Genomic DNA, 22,478 nt, shown 5'->3' with positions numbered 1-22,478 from the left:
ATGTCGGGATGATCGTTCGGATTGCAAGTGGTATCACGGAGCAGTTGCTCGCTCATGCGGCAGCGGACGCACCACACGAGGCCTGCGGGCTTCTGCTCGGCACGGCGGGGCCCGAGCATTCCGATATCCGCGTCGCCCGCCCGGCGCCCAACGTCGCCGCCGATCCGGCCCGCCGCTTCGAGATCGATCCCGCCATGCTGCTGTCCGCGCACCGCACCGCGCGCGGCGACGGCATGGCGATCCTCGGCCATTACCACAGCCATCCCGATGGCAGCACCCGCCCCTCGAAGCGCGATGCAGCGCGCGCACTGCAAAATGGCCAGATCTGGATGATCATCGGTGGCGCGGCCATCACCGCCTGGATCGCCGCGGCCGATGGTGCCTTGCACGGTCGCTTCCACGAAATCGCGCTGGCGCCGCTCTGATGGCGACCGGCGCCGTCAAATGGTACGATTTGAAGAAAGGGTTCGGGTTCATCACTCCCGATCATGGCCCGCGTGATGTGTTCGTTCATGCTTCTGCTTTACAGTCGGCAGGAGTGGACACGCTGGCTCCCGGCCAACGTGTCGAGTTCGAACTCACCCAGGGGGGCGATGGCCGTCTCCTGGCCATGGGTCTGCGAGTGAAGGCGAGTGTTGCATGAGTGAAACGATTACCGAAAATCAGGCAGCCCTTGTCGTCCGCTGGCTGTGCCACGACATGGCCACCCCGGTGGCGACGCTGCTCACGGCCAGCGAATTGCTGGGCGACACCGGAGATGCCGAAATCAACGGCCTGATCACCGCCGCCATCCGCAAGCTTTCGGCGCGGCTGCGGCTGGTCCGGCTGGCGCTGGGCGCGGCCGGCAACAGCATGAATGCCGCAGCGCTTGCAAAACTGCTCGGCGAAGGCCTGCCCGACACCCCGCTCGCTCTCGATCTCGATGGCAACCCGGACTTGCCAGCCAGCCTCGTGTCGGGTGTCGCCCTCATCCTCTCCGACATCAGCCGCACCGCTCCGCTCGCCATCGATCCGGCAGGCGCTCGCTGGACCAACGATCACCCCCTGCCCGACACCGCGGCGAGGGCCCTTGACGGCAACCCCGAGGCCGATGGCCGCAGCGCCATGATCGGCCTCATCGCCGCCCATGCCCGCAGCACCGGATGGGCATTGCAGGCGCAAGGGTCGGGTGTCGCCTTCGTCCAGGCCTGAGGGCGTCAGCGCTCGCCCGCCGGGCCGCGCGGCACGCTGAGAATCCGCACGATCCCCCGCAGCGTCCGCACCTCGCCCTCGCTGAACTGCGGCCGCGTGAGCAGGTTGCGCAGCGTCAACCGCGCTGCTTCGGGCCGGCCGGGCGCCGGGCTGTAATAGCGGTTGGCCACCAGCCGCGCATCGATGTCGGAAATCAGATTCTCCAGCTCCGCCATCGGCGCCGGACCGCTGTAATGTTGCAGCGCCTCGGGCACCATCGTGTCGGCCTGCCGCATCCACTCATAGGCGCACACCACCACCGCCTGCGCCAGATTGAGCGAGGCGTGCTCGGCGCTGGTCGGGATGGTGCACACGGCATGCGCCACTGCCAGGTCCACTGTCTCCAGCCCGGTGCGCTCCGGCCCGAACAGCAGCCCGCCCGGCAGCTCGACGGCGCGCAGCTCCGCCACCGCCCGCTCGGGCGTCACCACCCGCCGCGTGATCGGCCGCATCAGCATCGCGGTGGCAAACACCAGGTGCAGATCGGCACAGGCCTCGGCCACCGAGCCGAACACCCGTGCGTCGTCGAGGATCGCATCGGCCCCGCTCGCCGCCGGCCCCGCATCGGCATTGGGCCAGCCGTCGCGCGGGTTCACCAGCCGAAGGTCGGTCAGCCCGAAGTTCATCATCGCGCGCGCCACCGCGCCGATGTTCACTCCAAGCTGCGGGCGGACCAGAATGACCGCCGGAGGTCGATGCGTCATGCTGCGGGGTCAGCCGGCCGCGTCACATCCGCCAGCGACCCCACGAACGTTTCGAAATCGCGCGCCTCGCGGAAATCGCGATATACGCTGGCGAAGCGGATATAGGCCACCGGATCGAGCGCCTGCAGCCCCTCCATCACCATCTCGCCGAGCGTGCCGGCATCGATTTCGGACTCGCCGATCGATTCCAGCCGCCGCACCACGCCATTCACCATCCGCTCGATCCGATCCGTCTCGATCGGCCGCTTGCGACAGGCAATCTCGATCGAGCGCGCGAGCTTGTCGCGGTCGAACACCTCGCGCTTGCCGCTCTTCTTCACGATCACCAGCTCGCGAAGCTGGATCCGCTCGAAGGTGGTGAAGCGCCCGCCACATGCCGGGCACTGCCGCCGCCGCCGGATCGCCGCCCCATCCTCGGTCGGCCGGCTGTCCTTCACCTGGCTGTCGTCATTCCCGCAAAAAGGGCAGCGCATCAGTTCTTCTTCGTGATCGTACGCAAATACCCCAGTCCAGCACCCACGACCCCACCGAAGATCGTCCCCACGAACGGCACCACCAGCCCGAGCGCCGCCCCGGCCGCCGCACCCGTCGCCATATTCTTGCCGAGCCGCGTGCTCCACACCTGCTTCGCGGTGTCGCTCGCCTGCTTCGCCGCATCGCTCGCCATCGCCTGTCGCGCCAGTGCGCCGGCCTTGTCATAGGCCTTTTCGCCCACTTCGGAGACCTTCTTGCCGGTGTCCGAATCCATGAAGCGCTTGCCTGCCTCGGCGGCATCGCCGGCAAGTTCCTTCGCCTTGGCCGCTGCCTGCTTCGCGGTGTCGCTGGCCATGGCCTCGCGCCCCAGCGCCTCGGCCTTGGCAAAGGCGTTTTCGCTGGCTTGCGCCACCTTGCGGCCAGTCTCGCTGTCGAGCAGCTTGCGACCGGCCTCGGTCGCCTCTTCGGCCAGCTTGTCGATCTTGTTCGGCTCGGGTGCCTTCGGCTCGTCCATACCGCTCATGTCGCGTCTCCTCAGCCTGCCGGATAAATGGGAAAGCGCGCGCAAAGCGCCCGCACGCGGACATTGACCGCCTTCTCCACCTCGGCGTTGCCATGCTCCCCGTTCGCCGCCAGCCCGTCAAGCACATCGGCGATCATGTCGCCGATCGCTGCAAACTCGGCCTGGCCGAAGCCGCGCGTCGTTCCCGCCGGCGAGCCCACCCGGATGCCGCTGGTCTTGGTCGGCGGCAGCGGATCGAAAGGCACGCCATTCTTGTTGCACGTGATCCCGGCACGCTCGAGCGCCTCATCGGCTTCCTTGCCGTTGATGCCCTTTGGCGTCAGGTCGATCAGCGCCAGATGCGTGTCGGTGCCGCCCGCCACCACATCGCAGCCGCGCGCCACCAGCTTCGCCGCCAGCGTCTGCGCATTGGCGATCACCCGGGCGATATAGTCCTTGAACTCGGGCTGCAGCGCCTCGCCGAACGCCACCGCCTTGGCAGCAATCACATGCATCAGCGGGCCACCCTGCAGCCCCGGGAACACCGCCGAATTGAGCTTCTTGCCGAGCGCCTCGTCATTGGAGAGAATCATGCCGCCGCGCGGCCCCCGCAGCGTCTTGTGCGTCGTCGTCGTCACCACATGCGCATGCGGCAGCGGCGAGGGGTGCAGCCCGGCCGCCACCAGCCCCGAGATATGTGCCATGTCCACAAGGAAGGTCGCCCCCACCTTGTCGGCGATCGCACGGAAGCGCGCAAAGTCTATCACGCGCGGATAGGCCGAGCCGCCGGCGATGATCAACGTCGGCCGGTGCTCGAGCGCCAGCGCTTCCACCGCATCATAATCGATCAGCTGGTCCTCGCGGCGCACGCCATATTGCACGGCGTTGAACCATTTCCCGCTCATCGCCGCCTTGGCACCATGCGTCAGATGCCCCCCGGCATCGAGGCTCATGCCCAGGATCGTGTCCCCCGGCTTCGTGCACGCCAGCATCACCGCGCCATTGGCCTGCGCCCCCGAATGCGGCTGCACATTTGCCCAGGCGCACCCATAAAGCTGCTTCGCACGGTCGATCGCCAGCTGCTCCACCACATCGGACGGCGCGCATCCCTGATAGTAGCGCTTGCCGGGATAGCCTTCGGCATATTTGTTGGTGAACACCGATCCCTGCGCCTCGAGCACCGCGCGGCTGACGATGTTTTCCGACGCAATCAGTTCGATCTGGTTCTGCTGCCGGTCGAGCTCGGCCGCCACCGCCGCCGCCACCGCCGGGTCACCGCTGGCAAGCGGCGTGTCGAAAAAGCCCGAGGCTTCCATCAGCGAAACAGGATTGGTGCTCATCGATTCACTCCTCGAACGGGCCCGAGCCCAGTTTTGACACGCGGGCGGCGTGGCGACCACCCTCGAATTCCGTGGCCAGAAACTCGCGCACGCAATCGCGCGCCACATCGATGCCGATCAGCCGGCTGCCGAGTGCGATGCAATTGGCATCATTGTGCTGCCGCGCCAGCCGCGCCATCAGCCCGCTCGACACCAGCGCGCACCGTGCCGCGGGGTTGCGGTTGACCGCAATCGAAATGCCGATGCCCGAGCCGCACACCGCAATGCCGCGCGCCGCCCGGCCATCGGCAAGGGCAACCCCGAGGGCCGCGCCGAAATCCGGATAGTCCACACTCGCGTCGCTGTCGGGCCCCAGGTCGAGCACCTCATGCCCGGCTGCGCGCAGCTCACTCGCCAGCACGGTCTTCAGCGCATGGCCGGCATGGTCCGAGGCAAGGGCGATGATGGACAAGAGCGGCGAATCCGAACCGTGGTGACTCGCCGTGCTTTAGGCGCGGTCGACATGAATGTCATGCCCCCAGGATGCGTTCGGCAGTCAGACAGGCCAGGTGGTGCCGGGTCGGTACTCCGTTCCTATTTCCTGTTCCTTGAGGCCAAGTGCCTTGGCGACTTCCTTCTTCTTGGCGAAGCGGGCAGTCACATGCATCGATGTGATACCCTGCCGCATTCTGCCGATGCCATAGGCGCCAGGCTCGTTCGATTTGACGATGACTTCGATCGCGTGCGCCGCTTCCCCGGCGAAAGCAGCATTCTCGAAATCGATGTGCCCGCGCGTCCTGATATTCGTCGCCGCAGTGTCGTCGAGATCATAGGCAATCAGCCAGGCATTATTGGAAATAGCCGAACCGGGTCTATAAGCCTGCTGAAGGTCGAAAACCCACATCGCCGAACCATTGTGTGACATGAGTTTCTGTCCGACAGCTGTAGGTGCGTGCTGCCGTGGAACCCAGCGAACCAATGTCCACACAGCCTTTTCCCCCGCCAACACAGTATTCGCACACAATATAAATGCGCGCGTCCTGTCCGGCAAGCATTTTTGAAATCCAGCAGCGCCAGAAATCAGCGTTATTCGAAGCTCAGGTCACCGCTGTCGGGCTCGCGCAAGTGCAGTGCGATCGCATCGTCGGTCACATCCTCGAGCCGCGACGGAGACCAGCGCGGATTCCGGTCCTTGTCGATCAGCTGCGCCCGAATGCCCTCGAAGAAGTCATGGCCATGCCGGATCTGGCAGACCATCCGATATTCGGTCTGCAGCGCCTCCTCGATCTCGGCATCGGCGGCCATGCGCAGCCCCAGCAGGCTGAGCTTGCACGAGGTGGGGGACATGCGGCGGATGATCGCCGCCTGCTCCTGCGCCCAGGCATCGCCGCCATCGAGCGACGCCAGGATGTCCTCCACCCGGTCATGCCCGAAATGATAGTCGATGCCATCGCGAAAGGCTTCGAGCGGTGCGGCCCCCGCCGGATCATCGAGCGCCGCCAGCACTTCTTCCACCGGCTCCTCCGCCTTCGCCAGCAGGTCGCGCAGCACGTCCAGCCGATCCACCGGCACGAAATGCGTGGCGATGCCGGCGTGCAGGCAATCGGCCGCCTTCAATTGTGCCCCCGTCAGCGCCAGCCAGCTGCCCACCTCGCCCGGCAGCTGCGCCAGCGCATGCGTGCCGCCCACATCGGGGATCAGCCCGATGCCGGTCTCGGGCATCGCGAACACCGTCCGCTCGGTCGCCACCCGGTACGGGCCGTGGATCGAAAGCCCCACGCCGCCGCCCATGGTGAACCCGTCCATCAGCGCCACATAGGGGATACCCAGCCGCGCGATCGCCTGGTTGAGCCGATACTCGTCATGGAAAAAGCCTTCCCACAGCGCCTGGTCGTCACGACCCTCGCGGCCGAGAAGCGCCACATCTCCGCCGGCGCAAAAGGCGCGGTCCCCCGCCCCCTCGATCACCACCAGTTCCGCACCCTCCGCCGCCGCGGCGAACAGCGCCCGGTGGATCGTCAGCGCCATCGGCCGGTTGAGCGCGTTGAGCGCCTTCGGCCGGTTGAGCGTGATCCACAGCGCGCGCCCCCGCCGCTCGATCAGGACTTCAGGCTGCACGTCAGGCTGCACGGGAAGATCGTCGGTCATTTGCGCTCCACGAGATTGGGGGCTGTCGTCGCCGGGATCGGCACAGCACTTGTCGTCAACCGCGCCAGCAGCGTCCCGGCCTCATCGAAAAGATCGGCCTCCATGAAGGCGATGCGCTTGCCGAGCTTGAGACACCGCCCTTCGGCAAACAGCGGCACCCCCGATTTCGCCGGCGCAAAGAAGCTCGCCTTCAACTCGATCGTCGGAATGCCGATGCGCTCCCCCGATTTGACGATCGCCGCAAACGCCGCCGCATCATCGAGCATCGCCACCACGAAGCCGCCCTGCACATGCCCCATCGGGTTGCAGCATTCCGGGCCGGGCTGGAACTTCATCCGCACCCGCCCCGCCGCACTGTCCACCTCGAGGAGCTCCTGCCCGAGTAGAATGGCAGTCGGCGGCACGAACTTGTTCATCCGCTCGAGCAGCTCGGCATCGGTCATCGCCATCAAAGCACCTCGGTTCGCATCAGTCCAAAGCCTTGGAGGGCCGGTGCCAACCGGTCAACCTGTGCATCCGCGCGGGTGAACACTGCAAAGCCTCCCCCCGGCCCGTCTTCATCGTCACCCAGCAGCACCTTCACCCGCCGCGCAATCCCGGGCCCGCCGTCATCGAAGCCCAAGCCCGGAAAGCCCAATTCCACCCCGGCCTGCGCCAGTTCCGGCTGCAACAGCGGAAAATGCGTGCACGCCAGCACCACCCGGTCCATCCGCTCGCCGCCGGGTTGCGAGGTCAGCCCCGCCAGCTCGGGCGCCACATCCGCCGCCGTCACTGCCTCGCCGGCAAGCTTCGCCTCGGCCAGTTCGACCAGTCGCGCCGAGCCATGCCGCAGCACCAGGCAATCGGCTGCAAACTCCGCCGAAAGCCGGTCGACATAGGTCTGCCGCACCGTCGCCTGGGTCCCCAGCACGCCGATCACCCGGCTTCGGCTGGCAAGGGCAGCCGGCTTGATCGCCGGCACCGTCCCCACCACCGGCACATCGAGCGCTGCGCGCACATGCGCCAGCGCAATCGTCGAGGCCGTGTTGCACGCGATCACCACCAGCCGCGGCCGATACCGCTCCACCAGCCGCCCCAGCAACGCCGGCACCCGTGCGGCAATCTCCGCCTCGCTCTTCGTCCCATAGGGAAAGCCGGCATTGTCCGCCGCATAGACCACCGGCACCCCCGGCAGCAGCCCCCGCACCGGACGCAGTACCGACAGCCCGCCCACGCCCGAATCGAACATCAGAATTGGCGCTTGGTCAGCCACTGGCATCGGCCCCTGTCGGTCTCGGCAACAGGCCACCCTTGGCCCGCCCGCCCTCTTAGCCCGCCCGCCCCCTTAGCCCGCCCGCCCGCGTCCGTCATCCGGCCAATGCATCCGCCCGCGGCTCATCGATTTGAAAAGAATTATCGTCATGCTACCTTAAGTTGGGAAAACAGCGTTTTTTTTGCGTCGCTTCAAGGGGGCATCACCATGATCCGCACACCATTGGCAGCCGCAACGCTTGCGCTCTCCGGTCTTGCAATCCCGTCCGCATCGTTCGCTACCACAACCATTTCCACCAGTGCGTTTACCGTGTTCACCGATCTTCGCGACGTCACCACCGAGGGTCTGAGCATCGGCCCGATCGCCAAGGTCGAGGGCACCACCTCCCCCGGCTATGACCTTTCGAGCGCCGGCGATGTCTCCATCACCCAGATCCTAGGCCCGGTCGGCACGGTCATCGCCGGCTATGATCTAGTCACAGGCGCTGGTGTCGCGGTCGCCAGGGCCAATGGCACCACGCCGTTCGACACCTCGTTCGGCAGTGGCGGCGCTGCTGTCGGCGGGGTCAGACTCGACGTCTCGAGCGCCTTGGTCGGCATGCAGGCCAATTTCGCAGTCACCCTGCGCGCCGCCACTATTGCATCGGAAACCACCGTCACCCGCATCGGCGATGTCGCAACCCTCACCGGCACCTCGACATTCTCCAATCTCGATCTTGCCGGCCCGAGCCCCTTCACTCTGAACCTAGGTGCCAATGCGCAGATCGATCCCAATTTCGTCGCCTTCGATGCCGGCGGCCTGCGCATCATCCTCAACGAGCAAACCCTCACCGGCAACGGCACGACCAGCCAGTCGCTCGTCACCAACGCCATCCGCATCGTGTTTTCCGACTATATCCTCGGGGACCGTGCCATCACCGGGGACGTCATCTTCGCCCAGTCGCGCGCCACCATCGATATCCTGCCGTCCGCCGTCATCCCCGAGCCCGCAGTCTGGCTGCAGCTCATCGCCGGCTTCGGCCTCGCCGGCCTCATCGTCCGTCGCAGGCGCACGGCCCCGCAGCATCAAGCATAGCCGCTTGCTCCCCCACGGCAGCTCGGCTAGCCGCTGGAGCCGTGGGGCCACTCAAAACCGTCATCCGCCATCCGCTCGCCAGCCTGCGGCTCGCCTTGCGCGTCGCCGCCCTGCTCGTCGCCCTCGCCATCACCCTGCCCGGCCATTGGCTCGCCAAGCCCCCCTCCCCCTGGCCCCGCCGCTTCCTCGCCGCCACGTCGCGAATCCTGGGTGTCCGCATCACGTCGCAAGGCCGACCGCTGCTCCACGATGTCTTCCACGTCGCCAACCACATCGGCTGGATCGACATCCCCATCCTCGCCAGCCTCACCGGCACCGCCTTTGTGGCGCAGGACAAGATCCGCGATTGGCCGATCGTCGGCTGGCTCGCACGCCTCAACAACACCGTCTTCGTCTCGCGCACCGATCGCCGCAGCGTCGGCACCCAGGTCGAGGAACTCCGCGCCGCCCTTGCCGAACGCCAGCCGGTGGCGATCTTTCCCGAAGGCACCACCACCGATGGCCGCAGCCTGCTGCCCTTCAAGCCCGCACTGTTCGCCGTGCTGATGCCGCCACCACGGCGCATCGTCATCCAGCCCGTCGCCATCTGCCTCGACGATACTGGCCGCGATCTCGCCTGGATCGGCGAGGAAACCGCTCCCGAGAACGCATGGCGCGTCTTCACCAGCCCCCGCCCCATCCATTGCCACCTGCGCTTCCTCGAACCCTTCGACCCCGGCGACCACCCCGATCGCAAGACCATCGCAGCCCAGGCCCGCACCCGCATTGCCGCAGCACTCGCCGAACATTACGGCCATCCGGTCCCGTGACAGCCCCGCGGCCACGCGCTAACAGCAACGCATGACCTACCCAGCCACCCGCCTCCGCCGCACCCGCTCCGCCCCCTGGAGCCGTGCGCTGCACGCCGAGACGATCCTGCGCCCGTCGGACCTCATCTGGCCGCTGTTCGTGACCGAAGGCCGCGGCGTCGTCGAGCCGATCCGCACCATGCCCGGCGTCAACCGCCTCTCGGTCGACAAGCTCGCCGAAGCCGCGGCGCAAGCCGTGTCGCTCGGCATCCCCTGCATCGCCCTCTTCCCCAACACCCAGGCCGATCGCCGCAGCGAAGACGGCGCCGAAGCCCTCAACCCCGACAATCTCATGTGCCAGGCGATCAAGGCCCTCAAAAACGCCCAGCCCGGCCTCGGCGTCCTCACCGACGTGGCGCTCGATCCCTACACCAGCCACGGCCATGACGGCCTTCTGGCGGAGGACGGCCGCATCCTCAACGATGCCACCATCGAAGTCCTCATCGGCCAGTCCCTCAACCAGGCGCGCGCCGGCGCAGACATCATCGCCCCCTCGGACATGATGGACGGCCGCGTCGGCGCCATCCGCGACGGCTTGGAAGGGGAAGGCTTCGATCTCGTCCAGATCATGGCCTATTCCGCCAAATATGCCTCGGCCTTCTACGGCCCGTTCCGCGATGCCGTCGGCTCCAGCGGCCATCTCAAGGGCGACAAGAAAACCTACCAGATGGACCCCGCCAACGCCCGCGAGGCGCTGCGCGAAGTCGAGCTCGACATTCTCGAAGGCGCCGACTCGGTGATGGTCAAGCCCGGCATGCCCTATCTCGACATCATCCGCAGCCTGCGCGACGCCTTCGACGTGCCGATCTTCGCCTATCAGGTGAGCGGCGAATACGCGATGCTCGAAGCCGCCGTCGCCGCCGGCGTCCTCGACCGCGACCGCGCCGTCCTCGAAACCCTCACCGCCTTCAAGCGCGCCGGCTGCTCGGGCGTCCTCACCTACCACGCCCCGCTGGCGGCCAGATTGCTCGGCTGAAGCCGGCGACACCACGCGCGGTTGCGGCGCTGCGCATCGCAGGCTAGGCGCACCCGATGCGTGTTCCCGCCGCCTTGCGCGATGAAAGGTCCGGCCGGGTACTGGCATTCCTGCTGGTGCTGCTCATCCACGTCGGGTTGGCACTGCTCATCCTCCTCCTCGGCCCCACCATCAAGCTCGCCGAAATGGGCCGCAACGCCATCGAGGCCTTCAACATCCCCGCCCCCGAAGCTGAGCCCGAAGCCGAGCCCGAGCAGGCCGAGCCGCCACCCCCGGCCGCAGCGCCAACCCCGCAGCCCAGGCCGACCCCCCAGCCCGCCCAGCTCCCCACCATCGACGCCCCCGCGCCGCCGATCGATCTCGGCGTGCTGCCGATCGAGCTCGATATACGCAAGATCCCCAACCGCCGGGTCGAGCAGGAAGTCGCCGAAGCCGAAGCCGAAACCAACCAGCCCGACAGCAAGGTCGTCAGCACCGGCCGCGTCTATGGCCCCTCGCTCAACAGCACGCCCTCGTTTCTGGCGGGCAAGACGCTCTATGCCGCCGAATGGCACCGCGAGCCCACCGACGCCGAACTCGCCTTCTACCTGCCGAAAACCGGCATCCCCCGCGGCGCCTGGGCCACCGTCGCCTGCCGCACCGTCGCCAATTTCCGCGTGGAAGACTGCCAGGAAATGGGCGACAGCCAGCCCGGCTCGGGCCTGTCGCGCGCCATCCGCAACGCCGCCTGGCAGTTCCGCGTGCGCCCGCCCCGCGTCGATGGCCGGTACAAGGTCGGCGAATGGGTGCAGATCCGCATCGATTTCACCGAGCCGCCACCAGCCGGCTAATATTGGCCATAACGCCCCTGCACCGTCTCCAGCAGCGCCGCACTGTCATAGCCGATGCCATCCTTGAACACGATCTCGACATTCTCGATGTCGTCGATCCGCCGCGACGGGTCACCCTTCACCAGCACCAGGTCCGCCACCTTCCCCACCGCAATCGATCCCAGCGCTGCGTCCACCCCCAGATAGATCGCCCCGTTGAGCGTGCCGATCCGGATCGCCTCCAGCGGCGAGAAACCGGCATCCACCAGCAGCTCGATCCCGCGCTGGTCCCCGAAGCCGGGCAGCACATGCCCCGCCCCCGTCGGGTCCGGCCCCGCGATCAGCAGTCCGCCCGCCGCCACGAATGCCCGCTCGAGCGCCATGCCATTCCGCCATTGCAGCGCCCCCGCCGCCGCACGCTCGGGCGTAAACATCAGCGCGGCCAGCCGCGGATAGAGGTAATCGGTCCGCGCCTGCGGTGTCATTACCGCCAGTTGCCTGGGCGACAGCGGCCGCGGCTTCGCCCCGCGCGGCTCGAACACCGGCAGCGTCGAGGTCAGCGCCACCCGCTTCGCCACCAGCGTGGCAATCAATTCCTTGGCTGCCACCGAGTCCGCCGTCATCGCCGACAGCGTCGGCCCGCCACTCGTCGGCGGGCACACATCGGGCACCTTGCCGGGGTCGCCGCCGGTGTTGGCGAAAAAGCCATGCTCCAGATTGTCGATGCCGAGTGCGGCCGCCTCGGCATACGTCACCGCGCACAAATGCCCCGTCACCTTGATGCCCCGCGCATGCGCCGCCGCAATCGCCGCCGCCAGGCTCGCCCGGTCGATGAACATATAGGCCTTGAACGAGGTCACCCCCTGGTCCGCCCAGTAATTTACCATCGCCGTCGCCGCCGCCGGGCAGTTCAGCCGCCCCATCTGCACGAACGGGCTGCCCATCCCCTCCAGATAGGGTGCGGTCACATCCATGCGCGGCCCCGGCAGCCGCCCCGCATCGATCTCGGTCTTCATGTTGAGGTCGGAAAAGGGCTCGACACTGCCGCCGGTGCGGATCGTCGTCACCCCGCCCGCCAGATACAGGCGCGGCGAGGAAAACGCCATCTGCGGGATGATCAGCGGCGGCTCGGATTTCAGCGCCGCATCGAGGTTGGGGCGGCTGATGTAATATTGGTGGTCGTGCATGCCGATCAGCCCCGGCATCAACGATCGCCCCTGCCCGTCGACCTGCCGATAGCCCGCCGGCACCGGCGCATCGCCCGCCTGCACCGCCATGATGCGATTGCCCTCGATCAGCACCGTGCGGTTCGCCATCGCCGGCGCCCCGGTGCCATCGATCAAATTCACATGCACGATCGCGGTGCGCCCAGCCGGAACCTTCACGAACGGGGCCACCGCCGGCCCCGGCACGGCGGCCGGCGGCAACAGCCGCGCGCTCATGTCGAGCTTCGCCGGCCCCGCCGCCCCCAGCAGCACCGCCCCCGCCAGCACCAGAACCATCCACATCGACATAATCCCGACCCAACTTGAACCCCACCCCTGCATCGCCTAACGCAAAGCGATGAGCAAGATCCGCGCCGCCATCCTCGGAGCCTCCGGTTACACCGGCGCCGATCTCGTGCGCCTCGCCCTCACCCACCCCGAGATCGAGATCACCGCACTCGCAGCGGGCAGCAAGGCCGGCCAGTCAATGGCCGCCATCTGGCCGCACTTCACCCCCTATGCGCTGCCGCCGCTCACCGCGGCCGAGGCGGTGGACTTCGCCGCTGTCGATGTCGTCTTCGGCTGCCTGCCGCACGCCGCCTCGGCGCGGCTGCTCGGTACGATCAATGAAGCCACCATCATCGACCTCTCGGCCGATTTCCGCCTGCGCGATGCCGCCACCTATGCCGAATGGTATGGCGGCGAGCACCCTGCCCCGCATCTGCTCGAAAGCGCCGTCTACGGCCTCACCGAATTCGCGCGCAGCGAGCTCCCCGGCGCCCAGCTCATCGCCTGCCCCGGCTGCTACCCCACCGCCGTGCTGCTCGCCCTCACCCCGCTCCTCGAATCCGGGTTGATCGGCGCAGAGCGCATCACCATCAACGCGCTGTCGGGCGTGTCAGGGTCGGGCCGTGGCCTCAAGGAAGCCAATCTCTTCGCCGAAGTCGCCGAAGCGGTGCACCCCTATGGCCTCGGCCACCACCGCCACATGCCCGAAATCGAGCAGCAACTCGCCCTCGCTGCCGGCGCTCCCGTCACCATCAGCTTCACCCCGCATCTGGTGCCCATCAACCGCGGCGAGCTTGTCACCTGCATCGTCGAGCTTGCTGAAGGCCAGACCCACCTCAGCCTGCGCGCAGCGCTTGCGGACCGCTACGCCCATGAGCCGTTCGTCCACCTCCTTCCCGAAGGCCAGGCCCCTGCCACCCGCATGGTGCGCGGCTCCAACCACGCCGTCGTCAACGCCTTCGCCGATCGCATCCCCGGCCGCGCCATCGTCGCCGCCGCCATCGACAATCTCGTCAAAGGCTCGTCGGGCCAGGCCATCCAGAACATGAACGTGGCGCTCGGCCTCCCCGAAACCATGGGCCTCGAAGCCGCACCCTTGTTTCCATGATCGAAACCGAGCGCCTCATCTTGCGCAACTGGCGGGAAAGTGACCGATCCGAAGCCCACGCCATGGGGCGCGATCCGGCAGTCATGGAATATCTTGGCCCGCTTCAAAGCTGGGCAGATACGGATGCGATGATTGCAAGGCTGCAAGGCATAGCGGGAAAACATGGTCACAGTTTCTGGGCCATGGAGAGCCGAGACGATCAGCAGTTTCTCGGGTTCTGTGGCCTCAAGATTGCGCCTGAAGATATCCCTGGAATCGAAAACGCCATCGAAATCGGTTGGCGCCTGAGGCGCAGCAAATGGGGCCAGGGCTATGCCCGCGAAGCCGCTCAGGCCACCCTCGAATGGGGTTGGTCCAATCTTGCGGTGGATCGCATCATCGCAATCACCACGCCCGGCAACCATCGAAGCCAGGCCCTCATGCTTCGGCTCGGCATGGTCTACCGCCCCGATCTCGATTTCGACCATCCGAAACTGGCGATCGGCGATCCGCTTCGTCCGCACGTCACCTACGAAATCTTCCGCCCATGACCCTCCACCCCTTCAACGGCATCGGCCCCACCATCGACCCGAGCGCCTTTGTCGCCCCCGGCGCACAATTGATCGGCGATGTCACCCTCGGGCCCGACAGCTCGGTCTGGTACAATTGCGTGCTGCGCGGCGATGTCGAACGCATCACCGTTGGCGCCCGCTCCAATATCCAGGATGGGTCGGTAGTCCATGTCACCCGAAAGCGCCACGGCACCGAAATCCATGATGATGTGCTCGTCGGCCATATGGCGATAATTCACGGCTGCGTGCTCGAATCGCACAGCTTCATCGGGCTCGCCGGCATCGTCATGGACGCCTGCGTGATCGAAGCCGATGGCATGCTCGCCGCCGGATCATTGTTGCCACCCGGCAAGCGCATCGGCGCCGGTGAACTCTGGACCGGCCGCCCCGCCCGCTTCACCCGGGCGCTCACGCCCGAAGAAATCGCCCGCAATCGCGCCGGTGCTGCCGGCTATGTCGAACTGGCCCGGCAGCACCGCACGTCACTGGCAGGGCAGCGCTAGAGCGCCACCCGCCCGCTGTCACCCATGTCGGTCGGCTCGCCCGTGGCGGCCGTCACCAGCATCTTGATCCCCGCCATCACGGCATTTGGGCCATCCCAATAGTCCGCATCGTCGGCATGAAAGCCAATCAGCACGATCTTGGGATCATCGGGACCATCGAAATACTGCTTGAGCGGCGCGCTCCACAGCTCATGCACCTTGGCACGATCGACGACGACATTCGCACGCCCCATCAACGACACATAGCTGCCCTTGGCGCCATTGCTGAACGCCAGCGTCACATCTGAATCCGCCTTGAGGTCGGCCAGCTTGCTGGCACCCGTCTCGGTCATGAACCAGATAACCCGTTCGCCCTTCACGAACTGCGGGGACATCGGGTGCGAACGGATGCGGCTGCCTTCCAGGCTGGAGAAGGTGCAGACATGCTCACCTTCGATCATCTCGAAAATCTTCTCGGGCGTCATAACATCGGTCATTGCGAAAGCTCCTTCAGGCTGCTTTCCCAACCCCGCCGATCCGAATTGGTTCCCTGGGGCGTCGTCGGCCACGCTGCCGCCTGCGCCGCCGCCCAGGCGATCCAGGCATCGTCCTTGGCTATGGCCGTGTCGGCGGCTTGCGCGGCGGCACTGGCAACTGCGAAATCCACCCACCCGCCGGCCGCGCAAGCGGCGCCCTGAGCCGCGCCGGGGGGACCGGAAACGGCAGCTGCTCCACCTGCATCGGTGCCACCGCCACTGGCACCGGCTGCCGCCCAGCGCAGCCGGAGGTCATCATAACGGCGGCCGAGATCATCAAGGTCAGCCCCAAGCGCATGGTCGGTCTCCTTCGAAATTGCCCCTTGCCGGTCGGCGAGCGCCCGCACCAGCCGCCCCTGCACGGCGGCCGCTTGCGCCGCAGCTGCCTCGAACGCCGCCCGATCGATCGTGGATTGTGCCGCAGCGCCTTCGCGCCGCGCCGCGCCCAGCCGCCCTTCATGCCAGCGCGCCACGACCCAGAGCAGCAGCACGCCGCCGAACGCCATCCAAACCCAGCCCGGCACACGCCGCGCCAAACCCAGCATCCCCATCATGCCGATCCCCCATCGCCATTGCCCGAGGCCGAGAAGTCGGCCCCCATGAACCTCGCCGAGACCTGGCGCAGCGCCACCGTCATCGCGAGGCCGGTCAGCACCAGTCCGAGCAGCGCCAGCACTGCATAGAGCGCCGCGCCGATGATCCGCAGCCGCGCCGCCGCCAGCGCCGCCGGCCAGGGCGCGTTGAGCACGTTCCACGCGAGCCACACCGCCAGCGCGGTGAGCGCGAGGCCGGAGCCCGCAAACACCAGGGCCAGAACGGTTCGCCGCCAGTTGAAGTCGCGCACCAGCACATCCGTCCCCCGCCACAGGAAGACAGATAACCTATATGGTTCGTTATGTCAAGGTCTGATAACCGTCCCTGAGTTCGCGCTTGAGCACCTTGCCGATTTCGGAACGCGGCAACCTCTCCACCACGCGCAGATCGGCGAGCCGCTGCATCGCGCCCAGCCTGGCATTCGCCGCCGCCAGCAACGCCGCCGCATCCACCGGTCCATCCACCGTCACGAACGCGACCGGCGTCTCCCCCCAGCGCGCCGAAGCCACGCCGACGACCGCCGCTTCGCATACCCCGGGCAACCCCTCGACAACCCCTTCAAGGTCCGACGGATAGACGTTGAAGCCCCCTGAAATGATCAGATCCTTCTTCCGGTCCATCAACGTCAGAAACCCGTCGGCATCGAACCGCCCGATGTCCCCGGTCCGGATGAACCGCAGCCCATCAGGACTTTGCCACTCCGCCGCCGCCGAAGCCTCGGCCAGATTGTGATACCCCTTCATCATCGCCGGCGATCGCCCGACCACCTCCCCGGTCGCTCCCGCCAGCAGCTCGCAGCCCTCGTCATCGATCAGCCTGATGTCGGACCCTGCCGCCGGCTGCCCCACCGTCGCCAGCTTGTCCGGATGCAGGTGGCACGGCAGGATGCAGGTGCCACCCCCTTCGGTCATCCCGTAATATTCGGTCAGCCCGCCAGGCCAGCGCGCCAGCACCTCGGCCTTCAGCGCCGCCGAGAACGGCGCACTGGTACAAAACTTCGCGCGGTAGCTCGAAAGATCATGGCTGTCGAACGTCGGGTCCGCCATAAGCCGCTGATATTGCACCGGCACCAGCATCGCATGGCTCACCCGGTGCGCCACGCTCAGCGCCAGAAACGCCGCCGTGTCGAACTTCGGCAGCAGCACCAGCGTGCCCCCCAACCCCAACGTCGGGATCACGCTCACCAGCGTCGTGTTGGAATAAAGCGGCGTCGAAACCAGCGTCACGCTGTCCGCGCCATAGCCCTGCACGGCGCCGCGCTGGATATGTGCCCAGCGCATCGCATGCGGCTGCACGATGCCCTTCGGCCGCCCGGTCGTCCCGCTCGAATAGATGAGGTTGAAGGGCGCCGCCGGATCGATCGCCCGCACGGGAGGCGTCTCTCCCGTATTCGGCAACCAGTCGAGCAAACCCGCCACCTCGTCCGCCCCGAAGGTCACCACCGCCCCGGAATCCGCCACCTGCATCGCCAGTGCCTCGGCCCCCAGCTTGTCGGCGAGCGGTGCTACCGCATGGCCGGCCCTCAGCGCCCCCAGCCACAATGCCAGATACCAGGGGTGCATCGGGCTCGAAATTGCCACGACGCTTCCGGCCGGATGCACCGCCAGATGGCACGCCACCCGGTCCGTCAGCGCATCGAGCACCTGCCAGCTCACCCGCATCTCGCCCATGATGATTGCAACCTTTTCAGGCGTTTGCCCCGCATGGATGCGAACAAGATCGGGCAGGCTGGTGAATTGATCGGGCAGCATGATGGTCCTTCAAACAGCAACAACAGGCATGATCACGGATCGGCGCGGCGCGGTGATCACCGGCCAATGCCCGGCCAGCGCATCATCGAGCGCCGGATCGCCGGTGTCGAGGGACAGCATCGCCAGCCCCATCAGCTTTTCCGCCGAAGCCAGCACCTGGAAGCGCGCACCGCGCAGCACCCTGGCACTCAGCTGCTGGTTGCCGCGCCCCAGCAACACCCCCTGCCCGCCGATCACCCCCAGCAGCACCAGCGGGGGCATTTCCGCCGCCAGCGCCGCAAGCTCGTCTTCGCGCGCGTTCATCACCAGCGGCAACCCGAAGCCATAGGCATCCACCCCGAGCAGCGTCCCCCCCGGCGCCAGCCGGTCCTTCACCGCCAGCATCGTCGACCCGCAACCGATGAACGCCAGCGGCGTCGCCCGCACTGCATGCGCCGCCGCCGCACACGCCGCCGCCAGCGCTGCATCATGCCGCTGCGGCGCCGTCGCCTTCGCCGGCTGCACCAGCCCCGGCAGCACCGGCGTCGCCAGCGCCCCCAGCAACTGCGGCCGCCCGTCGCCGTCCCGGTCGACAACTTCGGCCATCCGCGTGGCAAACCCCGGCCGCAGCTGCGCCAACGCCGCTGCCACCGCGCGCGGGCTGCGGCCGAACACCGCGCTGTGCATCTTCACCCCCGCCGGCACCCCCAGAACAGGCAAATCCACCCCCAAAAGGTCCGTCGCCGTCCCGTCCCCGCCCGCAAAAACCAGCAATTCCACCCCCGCAGCCGCCATTGCCGCCCCCGCCGCGACCGTATCCGCCGCCCCGCTCGGCCCGGCGGCCCGATGCACCACCTGCGGCACCAGCCCCGCCGCCCGCACCGGATCCTCGCCCATCGCCCCCGCCGATGTCAGCACCTCATGCCCGCAGCCCTGCAGCGCCAGCGCCGCCCGCGCTCCTGCCCCTGCGACACCACCGCGCGCCAGCGCCAGCGTGCCCAGCGCGCCATCGCTCCCGGCCAGCCCCATGGGGCCGCCGATGCCTGCCACCGGGTTGACAATCAGGCCGATCCGCACGCACTCTCCTTTGTGCGGATAGCATATGTGCTGTTCGCTCTCAGCACAACAACGGCAAGGCCAAATGTCCAACGGCACCCATCCCTTCATGCCCAATTCGCCCCCCGCCCTGAAGGCGGAGCTGCTCGCCGAACTGGGCCTCACCGACGCCGAGCCGCTGTTCGCGCAGATCCCCGAGGCGCACCGTTTCCGCGGCGATCTCGGCCAGCCGCCAGCGCTGGCCGACGAAGTCTCGCTCCGCCGCCACCTGCGCAGCCTCATCGCCCGCAACCGCTCGGCGGAAGACACGCTCTGCTTCCTCGGCGGCGGCATCTGGCCCCATCACGTCCCAGCCGTCGTCGACGAGATCGTCGGCCGCTCGGAATTCCTCACCCCCGTCTGGGGCACGCCATCTTCCGATTTCGGCCGCAACCAGGCCTGGTTCGAGTTTACCAGCCAGCTGGGTTCGCTCCTCGAAATGCCGCTCGTCGGCCTGACGGTCTACAGCTGGGGTGCCGCCCTGGGCCATGCCGCACGCATGGCCGCGCGCATCACCGGCCGCCGCACCCTGCTGGTGCCCGCAGCGCTGTGCCCCGAGCGCCGCCTCGTCCTCGAAGGCTATGCCGCCAGCGCCGATCCTGCCGCCGCCATCACCATCATCGACATGCCGATGGCGCAAGGCCGCATCGATCTCGCCGCCCTCCCCGCCCTCCTCGGGCGCCATGTCGCCGCCGTCTATATCGAGAACCCCAACTGGCTCGGCCGCTTCGAGACAGATGCCGCCGCCATCGCGGCACAAGCCCGCGCCGCCGGTGCCGAAACCATCATCGGCGTCGATCCGGCCTCGCTCGGCCTTGTCGCCTCACCCGCAGCACTGGGGGCAGACATCGCCATCGGCTCGATCCAGCCGCTCGGCATCCACATGAACGCCGGCGGCGGCCTCGGCGGCTTCATCGCGAGCAGCGACGACACCGCCCATGCCGCCGAATATCCCACGCTCCTCAACTCGATCGCCGAAACCGTCGATGGCAGGATGAGCTTCGGCATGATGCGCTTCCACCAGTCGAGCTACGGCAGCCGCGAAGACGGCAAGGACTGGACGGGCAATTCGACCTATCTCTGGGCCGTCGCTGCCGCCGCCTATATGGCGCTGCTCGGCCCCCAGGGCTTCCACGATCTCGGCAGCGCCATCATCGGCCGCGCCCATACCGCCGCCCGCACTTTCGCCGCCGTCCCCGGCGTCAAGCTGCGCTGGGCCGACGGCTTCTTCAAGGAGTTCGTCCTCGAATATCCCGGCCGCAGCGTCACGCAAGTCAACGCTGCCCTGCTCGCCCATGGCGTCTTCGGCGGCCTTGAAATCGAGCCCCACGCCGCCCTGTGGTGCGTCACCGAAATCCACTCGGCAGACGATATTGCCGCCGCCGCTGCCGCACTCGCCGAGGTCCTCGCATGAAGCGCTACCACGCCCCCGTCTGGGATGAGCCGCTGATCATGGACATGGGCCGCCCCGGTCGCCGTGGCCAACTCTTCCCGCTCGAAGGCGCCGACGCCTCGCTCGTTCCCGAGGCGTTGCGCCGCGCAGCCCCTCCCGCGCTGCCGGAAGTCAGCGAGCCCGATGTGCTCCGCCACTATCTCAAGCTCTCGCAGCAGGTGCTCGGCATGATCGGCATCAGCCTGTTCGGCACCTGCACGATGAAATACAATCCGCGGCTCAACGAGGCGATGGCCGCGCTCCCCGGCATCCGTGATGTCCACCCGCAGCAATCGCCTGAAACCATCCAGGGCCTGCTCGACATCGTCTGGCGCTTCGACACCATGCTGCGCGGCCTTTCGGGCATGGACCGCTTCGGCTTCCAGGCCGCCGGCGGCGCCGATGCCGCCTGGACGATGGCCTGCATGGCACGCGCATACCATGCCAGCCGCGGCGAGGCCGGCCAGCGCACGCAGATGGTCACCTCGATCCAGTCGCACCCCTGCAACCCCGCCACCGCCGCCACCGCCGGCTTCGAAATCATCACCCTGCCGCTCGGCCCCAACGGCTATCCCACGCTCGAAAGCCTCAAGGCCGCAGTGTCGGACCGCACCGCTCTGCTGATGATCAACAACCCCGATGACATGGGCATCTACAACCCCGAAATCACCGAATGGGTGCGCATCGTCCATGAAGCGGGCGGACTCGCCTTTTACGATCACGCCAATTTCAACGGCGTCATGGGCAAGATCCGCGCCCGCGAATTGGGCTTCGATGCCTGCATGTTCATGCTCCACAAGACCTTTGGCGTCCCCAAGGGCGGCGGCGGCCCCGCCGTCGGCGCCTTCGGCTGCTCGCAAGCCCTCGCCCCCTTCCTCCCCGGCCCGCTGGTCATCCAGCAAGGCAAGGGCTTCGCGCTGGAAACCCCCGCCCACTCCATAGGCCGCGTGCGCGAATATATGGGCAATTTGCACCAGGTCGTGAAGGCCTATGGCTGGACTCGCGCGATGGGGGCCGAAGGCATCCGCGAAGCTTCGGACATTTCGGTCATCCTCAACAACTACATGGAAACCCGGCTGCTCAAGATCCCCGGCGTCACCAAATCCCACCCGCACATCACCGGCTGGCGCATGGAGATGACCCGCTATTCGCTCGAAGGCCTGTTCGAAGCCACCGGGGTGAGCGTCATGGACGTGCAGAACCGCATGGCCGATTATGGCATCGATGCCTTCTGGCTCAGCCACGAGCCCTGGATCGTCCCCCATCCCTTCACCCCCGAAGCCGGCGAAGCCTGGAGCCGCGAAGACATCGACACCTGGATCGACGTGCTCGCCAAGGTCGTCGAGGAATCGCATGCCGACCCGGAGATGGTAAGGTCCGCCCCCCATGCCCAGGCGGTCCGCAAGCTGTCGGATGCCGTGCTCGACGAAACCGGCGCCACCACCCTGCGCGCTTTCCGCGCCGAATAGACGCTCCAGCAATGGCTTGGCAGATCGTGCCAAGTTGCTGGATGGGTAGTTATTGCCATAAACGCCTGGTGCCAGCATCCACCCGCACCGTAATTGCCGCCGATAGCGCACGCCTCCCCCCACAAGCAATATCGGGACACTGGCCTTGCATGGCTGCGAGGCGGAAGAGGGGAGTCTCCAAGATGAACATATCGAAAATGTGCAAATTTGTGCTTGCGGGGGCAATGACCGTCACGATGTCGGCACCGGCACTTGCGGTCAACACGACATTTGCCCAGTTCGCGCAGCAATCGGCTGTGCGATTTGTCAGCTATCAGGCGCCAGGCGGTTCCAACACCCTGACGGTGAACGACGGACCAGTGTTCTTCATCGTGAATGCGTTCGGACCGCCGGGCATCTATTCGGCGCTCCTGAACATCTCCGCATCATCGTCAGCGCCGATCACCAACACTGGTCCCCAGTTCGAACAGGTTGGTTGGGGCGGCTCCTATTCGTTTACGAACGAAGGTGTGAATTATCTGACAGTCACGTTCAACAGCGCGATTGTCGATATCAATTGTGCACGGCGGTGACAAACCAGGCCATTGGATCGTCGGCGGCGTGTCGATGAGGGCGGTGTAAAACCCGGCCATTGGTTAGGCTTGTCCCTTTG

Annotated in this window: 28 protein-coding genes; 13 read left to right on the top strand and 15 right to left on the bottom strand. The window is 67.0% G+C overall.

Features of this window, described 5'->3' with window-relative positions:
- Positions 1–8: 8 nt before the first annotated feature.
- From FHS79_RS10560 to FHS79_RS10550, 3 genes are read left to right on the top strand one after another with little or no spacing between them, the layout of a single operon-like run.
- The gene (locus FHS79_RS10560; protein ID WP_184199434.1) at positions 9–425 is read left to right on the top strand and encodes a M67 family metallopeptidase; all 417 of its coding nucleotides are present in this window, start codon (positions 9–11) and stop codon (positions 423–425) included.
- Positions 425–643, top strand: coding sequence for a cold-shock protein (locus FHS79_RS10555; RefSeq protein WP_184199431.1), 219 nt, complete (start codon positions 425–427; stop codon positions 641–643). The genes FHS79_RS10560 and FHS79_RS10555 overlap by 1 nt, the downstream gene beginning before the upstream one ends.
- Complete coding sequence (locus FHS79_RS10550) at positions 640–1,191, top strand: hypothetical protein (RefSeq protein WP_184199428.1); 552 nt, start codon at positions 640–642, stop codon at positions 1,189–1,191. The genes FHS79_RS10555 and FHS79_RS10550 overlap by 4 nt, the downstream gene beginning before the upstream one ends.
- A 5-nt stretch (positions 1,192–1,196) precedes the next feature.
- Here the strand turns inward: FHS79_RS10550 and FHS79_RS10545 are convergent, their stop codons facing one another.
- The 9 genes from FHS79_RS10545 to murI form a co-directional block, all read right to left on the bottom strand.
- Positions 1,197–1,934 (bottom strand): RNA methyltransferase, encoded by a 738-nt coding sequence (locus FHS79_RS10545; protein ID WP_184199426.1) that lies wholly within the window; start codon positions 1,932–1,934, stop codon positions 1,197–1,199.
- On the bottom strand, positions 1,931–2,407 hold the full coding sequence (nrdR, locus tag FHS79_RS10540) for a transcriptional regulator NrdR (protein ID WP_184199423.1): 477 nt from the start codon (positions 2,405–2,407) through the stop codon (positions 1,931–1,933). The genes FHS79_RS10545 and nrdR overlap by 4 nt, the downstream gene beginning before the upstream one ends.
- Positions 2,407–2,931 carry a hypothetical protein gene (locus FHS79_RS18850; protein ID WP_184199420.1) on the bottom strand — a complete coding sequence of 175 codons (525 nt, stop codon included), beginning with the start codon at positions 2,929–2,931 and terminating at the stop codon, positions 2,407–2,409. The genes nrdR and FHS79_RS18850 overlap by 1 nt, the downstream gene beginning before the upstream one ends.
- Positions 2,932–2,942: 11 nt before the next feature.
- Positions 2,943–4,250 carry a serine hydroxymethyltransferase gene (gene glyA / locus FHS79_RS10530; RefSeq protein ID WP_184199417.1) on the bottom strand — a complete coding sequence of 436 codons (1,308 nt, stop codon included), beginning with the start codon at positions 4,248–4,250 and terminating at the stop codon, positions 2,943–2,945.
- A gap of 4 nt (positions 4,251–4,254) precedes the next feature.
- The gene (locus FHS79_RS10525) at positions 4,255–4,701 is read right to left on the bottom strand and encodes an RpiB/LacA/LacB family sugar-phosphate isomerase (protein ID WP_184199414.1); all 447 of its coding nucleotides are present in this window, start codon (positions 4,699–4,701) and stop codon (positions 4,255–4,257) included.
- 84 nt (positions 4,702–4,785) lie between these two features.
- On the bottom strand, positions 4,786–5,133 hold the full coding sequence (locus tag FHS79_RS10520) for a hypothetical protein (protein WP_184199411.1): 348 nt from the start codon (positions 5,131–5,133) through the stop codon (positions 4,786–4,788).
- Positions 5,134–5,315: 182 nt separating this feature from the next.
- Complete coding sequence (locus tag FHS79_RS10515) at positions 5,316–6,377, bottom strand: enoyl-CoA hydratase/isomerase family protein (protein ID WP_184199408.1); 1,062 nt, start codon at positions 6,375–6,377, stop codon at positions 5,316–5,318.
- The gene (locus tag FHS79_RS10510) at positions 6,374–6,826 is read right to left on the bottom strand and encodes a PaaI family thioesterase (RefSeq protein WP_184199405.1); all 453 of its coding nucleotides are present in this window, start codon (positions 6,824–6,826) and stop codon (positions 6,374–6,376) included. The genes FHS79_RS10515 and FHS79_RS10510 overlap by 4 nt, the downstream gene beginning before the upstream one ends.
- Positions 6,826–7,635: a glutamate racemase gene (murI, locus tag FHS79_RS10505; RefSeq protein WP_184199402.1), complete on the bottom strand. Its 810-nt coding sequence runs from the start codon at positions 7,633–7,635 to the stop codon at positions 6,826–6,828. The genes FHS79_RS10510 and murI overlap by 1 nt, the downstream gene beginning before the upstream one ends.
- Before the next feature lie 201 nt (positions 7,636–7,836).
- On the opposite strand from murI, the gene FHS79_RS10500 reads away from it, so the two are divergent.
- From FHS79_RS10500 to FHS79_RS10485, 4 genes are read left to right on the top strand one after another with little or no spacing between them, the layout of a single operon-like run.
- Positions 7,837–8,703 carry a hypothetical protein gene (locus tag FHS79_RS10500; protein ID WP_184199399.1) on the top strand — a complete coding sequence of 289 codons (867 nt, stop codon included), beginning with the start codon at positions 7,837–7,839 and terminating at the stop codon, positions 8,701–8,703.
- Positions 8,704–8,744: 41 nt separating this feature from the next.
- The gene (locus tag FHS79_RS10495) at positions 8,745–9,512 is read left to right on the top strand and encodes a lysophospholipid acyltransferase family protein (RefSeq protein WP_341534439.1); all 768 of its coding nucleotides are present in this window, start codon (positions 8,745–8,747) and stop codon (positions 9,510–9,512) included.
- Positions 9,513–9,543: 31 nt separating this feature from the next.
- Positions 9,544–10,527, top strand: a complete 984-nt coding sequence (gene hemB, locus FHS79_RS10490; RefSeq protein ID WP_184199396.1) for a porphobilinogen synthase — start codon at positions 9,544–9,546, stop codon at positions 10,525–10,527.
- Positions 10,528–10,583: 56 nt separating this feature from the next.
- Positions 10,584–11,357: a hypothetical protein gene (locus FHS79_RS10485; RefSeq protein WP_184199393.1), complete on the top strand. Its 774-nt coding sequence runs from the start codon at positions 10,584–10,586 to the stop codon at positions 11,355–11,357.
- Here the strand turns inward: FHS79_RS10485 and FHS79_RS10480 are convergent.
- A complete protein-coding gene (locus tag FHS79_RS10480; RefSeq protein WP_243452816.1) occupies positions 11,354–12,844 on the bottom strand; it encodes an amidohydrolase family protein in 1,491 nt (496 codons plus the stop codon). The two genes, FHS79_RS10485 and FHS79_RS10480, sit on opposite strands and share 4 nt — an antisense overlap.
- A 55-nt stretch (positions 12,845–12,899) precedes the next feature.
- Here FHS79_RS10480 and argC point away from each other — a divergent pair, with 55 nt between their 5' ends.
- Genes argC through FHS79_RS10465 form a run of 3 tightly spaced genes read left to right on the top strand, consistent with a single transcriptional unit; the run spans position 12,900 to position 14,991 of the window.
- Complete coding sequence (gene argC, locus FHS79_RS10475; RefSeq protein ID WP_184199390.1) at positions 12,900–13,937, top strand: N-acetyl-gamma-glutamyl-phosphate reductase; 1,038 nt, start codon at positions 12,900–12,902, stop codon at positions 13,935–13,937.
- On the top strand, positions 13,934–14,467 hold the full coding sequence (locus FHS79_RS10470) for a GNAT family N-acetyltransferase (protein ID WP_184199387.1): 534 nt from the start codon (positions 13,934–13,936) through the stop codon (positions 14,465–14,467). The genes argC and FHS79_RS10470 overlap by 4 nt, the downstream gene beginning before the upstream one ends.
- On the top strand, positions 14,464–14,991 hold the full coding sequence (locus FHS79_RS10465; RefSeq protein ID WP_184199385.1) for a gamma carbonic anhydrase family protein: 528 nt from the start codon (positions 14,464–14,466) through the stop codon (positions 14,989–14,991). The genes FHS79_RS10470 and FHS79_RS10465 overlap by 4 nt, the downstream gene beginning before the upstream one ends.
- On the opposite strand, the gene FHS79_RS10460 is transcribed toward FHS79_RS10465, so the two are convergent.
- The 5 genes from FHS79_RS10460 to FHS79_RS19155 are packed head-to-tail and all read right to left on the bottom strand — an operon-like array spanning position 14,988 to position 18,907.
- Positions 14,988–15,467: a pyridoxamine 5'-phosphate oxidase family protein gene (locus FHS79_RS10460; RefSeq protein ID WP_184199383.1), complete on the bottom strand. Its 480-nt coding sequence runs from the start codon at positions 15,465–15,467 to the stop codon at positions 14,988–14,990. The two genes, FHS79_RS10465 and FHS79_RS10460, sit on opposite strands and share 4 nt — an antisense overlap.
- Positions 15,464–16,057 carry a hypothetical protein gene (locus tag FHS79_RS10455; protein WP_207792310.1) on the bottom strand — a complete coding sequence of 198 codons (594 nt, stop codon included), beginning with the start codon at positions 16,055–16,057 and terminating at the stop codon, positions 15,464–15,466. Before FHS79_RS10455 ends, FHS79_RS10460 begins: the two co-directional genes overlap by 4 nt.
- Positions 16,057–16,350: a hypothetical protein gene (locus FHS79_RS10450; RefSeq protein WP_184199379.1), complete on the bottom strand. Its 294-nt coding sequence runs from the start codon at positions 16,348–16,350 to the stop codon at positions 16,057–16,059. The genes FHS79_RS10455 and FHS79_RS10450 overlap by 1 nt, the downstream gene beginning before the upstream one ends.
- 49 nt (positions 16,351–16,399) lie before the next feature.
- The gene (locus FHS79_RS10445) at positions 16,400–17,851 is read right to left on the bottom strand and encodes a class I adenylate-forming enzyme family protein (protein ID WP_184199377.1); all 1,452 of its coding nucleotides are present in this window, start codon (positions 17,849–17,851) and stop codon (positions 16,400–16,402) included.
- Positions 17,852–17,860: 9 nt separating this feature from the next.
- Positions 17,861–18,907, bottom strand: a complete 1,047-nt coding sequence (locus FHS79_RS19155; protein ID WP_184199374.1) for an NAD(+)/NADH kinase — start codon at positions 18,905–18,907, stop codon at positions 17,861–17,863.
- A gap of 64 nt (positions 18,908–18,971) precedes the next feature.
- On the opposite strand from FHS79_RS19155, the gene gcvPA reads away from it, so the two are divergent.
- The 3 genes from gcvPA to FHS79_RS10425 all read left to right on the top strand — a co-directional run bounded on the left by gcvPA (position 18,972) and on the right by FHS79_RS10425 (position 22,398).
- On the top strand, positions 18,972–20,339 hold the full coding sequence (gcvPA, locus tag FHS79_RS10435; RefSeq protein WP_184199371.1) for an aminomethyl-transferring glycine dehydrogenase subunit GcvPA: 1,368 nt from the start codon (positions 18,972–18,974) through the stop codon (positions 20,337–20,339).
- The gene (gene gcvPB, locus FHS79_RS10430) at positions 20,336–21,826 is read left to right on the top strand and encodes an aminomethyl-transferring glycine dehydrogenase subunit GcvPB (RefSeq protein WP_184199368.1); all 1,491 of its coding nucleotides are present in this window, start codon (positions 20,336–20,338) and stop codon (positions 21,824–21,826) included. Before gcvPA ends, gcvPB begins: the two co-directional genes overlap by 4 nt.
- Before the next feature lie 182 nt (positions 21,827–22,008).
- Positions 22,009–22,398: a hypothetical protein gene (locus FHS79_RS10425; RefSeq protein WP_184199365.1), complete on the top strand. Its 390-nt coding sequence runs from the start codon at positions 22,009–22,011 to the stop codon at positions 22,396–22,398.
- Positions 22,399–22,478 lie beyond the last annotated feature (80 nt).

Origin of the sequence: Polymorphobacter multimanifer, assembly GCF_014205635.1 — a bacterium.
In the GTDB taxonomy this organism is placed as follows: Bacteria; Pseudomonadota; Alphaproteobacteria; order Sphingomonadales; family Sphingomonadaceae; genus Sandarakinorhabdus; species Sandarakinorhabdus multimanifer.
Note: the sequence above shows the minus strand (reverse complement) of the source record. Positions and strands in the feature narration are given on the sequence as shown.

Bases quoted from the DNA above. Each gene is read 5' to 3' on its own strand.
- FHS79_RS10560 (WP_184199434.1), top strand. From the start codon at position 9: ATGATCGTTCGGATTGCAAGTGGTATCACGGAGCAGTTGCTCGCTCAT.
- FHS79_RS10555 (WP_184199431.1), top strand. From the start codon at position 425: ATGGCGACCGGCGCCGTCAAATGGTACGATTTGAAGAAAGGGTTCGGG.
- FHS79_RS10550 (WP_184199428.1), top strand. From the start codon at position 640: ATGAGTGAAACGATTACCGAAAATCAGGCAGCCCTTGTCGTCCGCTGG.
- FHS79_RS10545 (WP_184199426.1), bottom strand. From the start codon at position 1,934: ATGACGCATCGACCTCCGGCGGTCATTCTGGTCCGCCCGCAGCTTGGA.
- nrdR (WP_184199423.1), bottom strand. From the start codon at position 2,407: ATGCGCTGCCCTTTTTGCGGGAATGACGACAGCCAGGTGAAGGACAGC.
- FHS79_RS18850 (WP_184199420.1), bottom strand. From the start codon at position 2,931: ATGAGCGGTATGGACGAGCCGAAGGCACCCGAGCCGAACAAGATCGAC.
- glyA (WP_184199417.1), bottom strand. From the start codon at position 4,250: ATGAGCACCAATCCTGTTTCGCTGATGGAAGCCTCGGGCTTTTTCGAC.
- FHS79_RS10520 (WP_184199411.1), bottom strand. From the start codon at position 5,133: ATGTGGGTTTTCGACCTTCAGCAGGCTTATAGACCCGGTTCGGCTATT.
- FHS79_RS10515 (WP_184199408.1), bottom strand. From the start codon at position 6,377: ATGACCGACGATCTTCCCGTGCAGCCTGACGTGCAGCCTGAAGTCCTG.
- FHS79_RS10510 (WP_184199405.1), bottom strand. From the start codon at position 6,826: ATGGCGATGACCGATGCCGAGCTGCTCGAGCGGATGAACAAGTTCGTG.
- murI (WP_184199402.1), bottom strand. From the start codon at position 7,635: ATGCCAGTGGCTGACCAAGCGCCAATTCTGATGTTCGATTCGGGCGTG.
- FHS79_RS10500 (WP_184199399.1), top strand. From the start codon at position 7,837: ATGATCCGCACACCATTGGCAGCCGCAACGCTTGCGCTCTCCGGTCTT.
- hemB (WP_184199396.1), top strand. From the start codon at position 9,544: ATGACCTACCCAGCCACCCGCCTCCGCCGCACCCGCTCCGCCCCCTGG.
- FHS79_RS10485 (WP_184199393.1), top strand. From the start codon at position 10,584: ATGCGTGTTCCCGCCGCCTTGCGCGATGAAAGGTCCGGCCGGGTACTG.
- FHS79_RS10480 (WP_243452816.1), bottom strand. From the start codon at position 12,844: ATGTGGATGGTTCTGGTGCTGGCGGGGGCGGTGCTGCTGGGGGCGGCG.
- argC (WP_184199390.1), top strand. From the start codon at position 12,900: ATGAGCAAGATCCGCGCCGCCATCCTCGGAGCCTCCGGTTACACCGGC.
- FHS79_RS10470 (WP_184199387.1), top strand. From the start codon at position 13,934: ATGATCGAAACCGAGCGCCTCATCTTGCGCAACTGGCGGGAAAGTGAC.
- FHS79_RS10465 (WP_184199385.1), top strand. From the start codon at position 14,464: ATGACCCTCCACCCCTTCAACGGCATCGGCCCCACCATCGACCCGAGC.
- FHS79_RS10460 (WP_184199383.1), bottom strand. From the start codon at position 15,467: ATGACCGATGTTATGACGCCCGAGAAGATTTTCGAGATGATCGAAGGT.
- FHS79_RS10455 (WP_207792310.1), bottom strand. From the start codon at position 16,057: ATGGGGATGCTGGGTTTGGCGCGGCGTGTGCCGGGCTGGGTTTGGATG.
- FHS79_RS10445 (WP_184199377.1), bottom strand. From the start codon at position 17,851: ATGCTGCCCGATCAATTCACCAGCCTGCCCGATCTTGTTCGCATCCAT.
- gcvPA (WP_184199371.1), top strand. From the start codon at position 18,972: ATGTCCAACGGCACCCATCCCTTCATGCCCAATTCGCCCCCCGCCCTG.
- gcvPB (WP_184199368.1), top strand. From the start codon at position 20,336: ATGAAGCGCTACCACGCCCCCGTCTGGGATGAGCCGCTGATCATGGAC.
- FHS79_RS10425 (WP_184199365.1), top strand. From the start codon at position 22,009: ATGAACATATCGAAAATGTGCAAATTTGTGCTTGCGGGGGCAATGACC.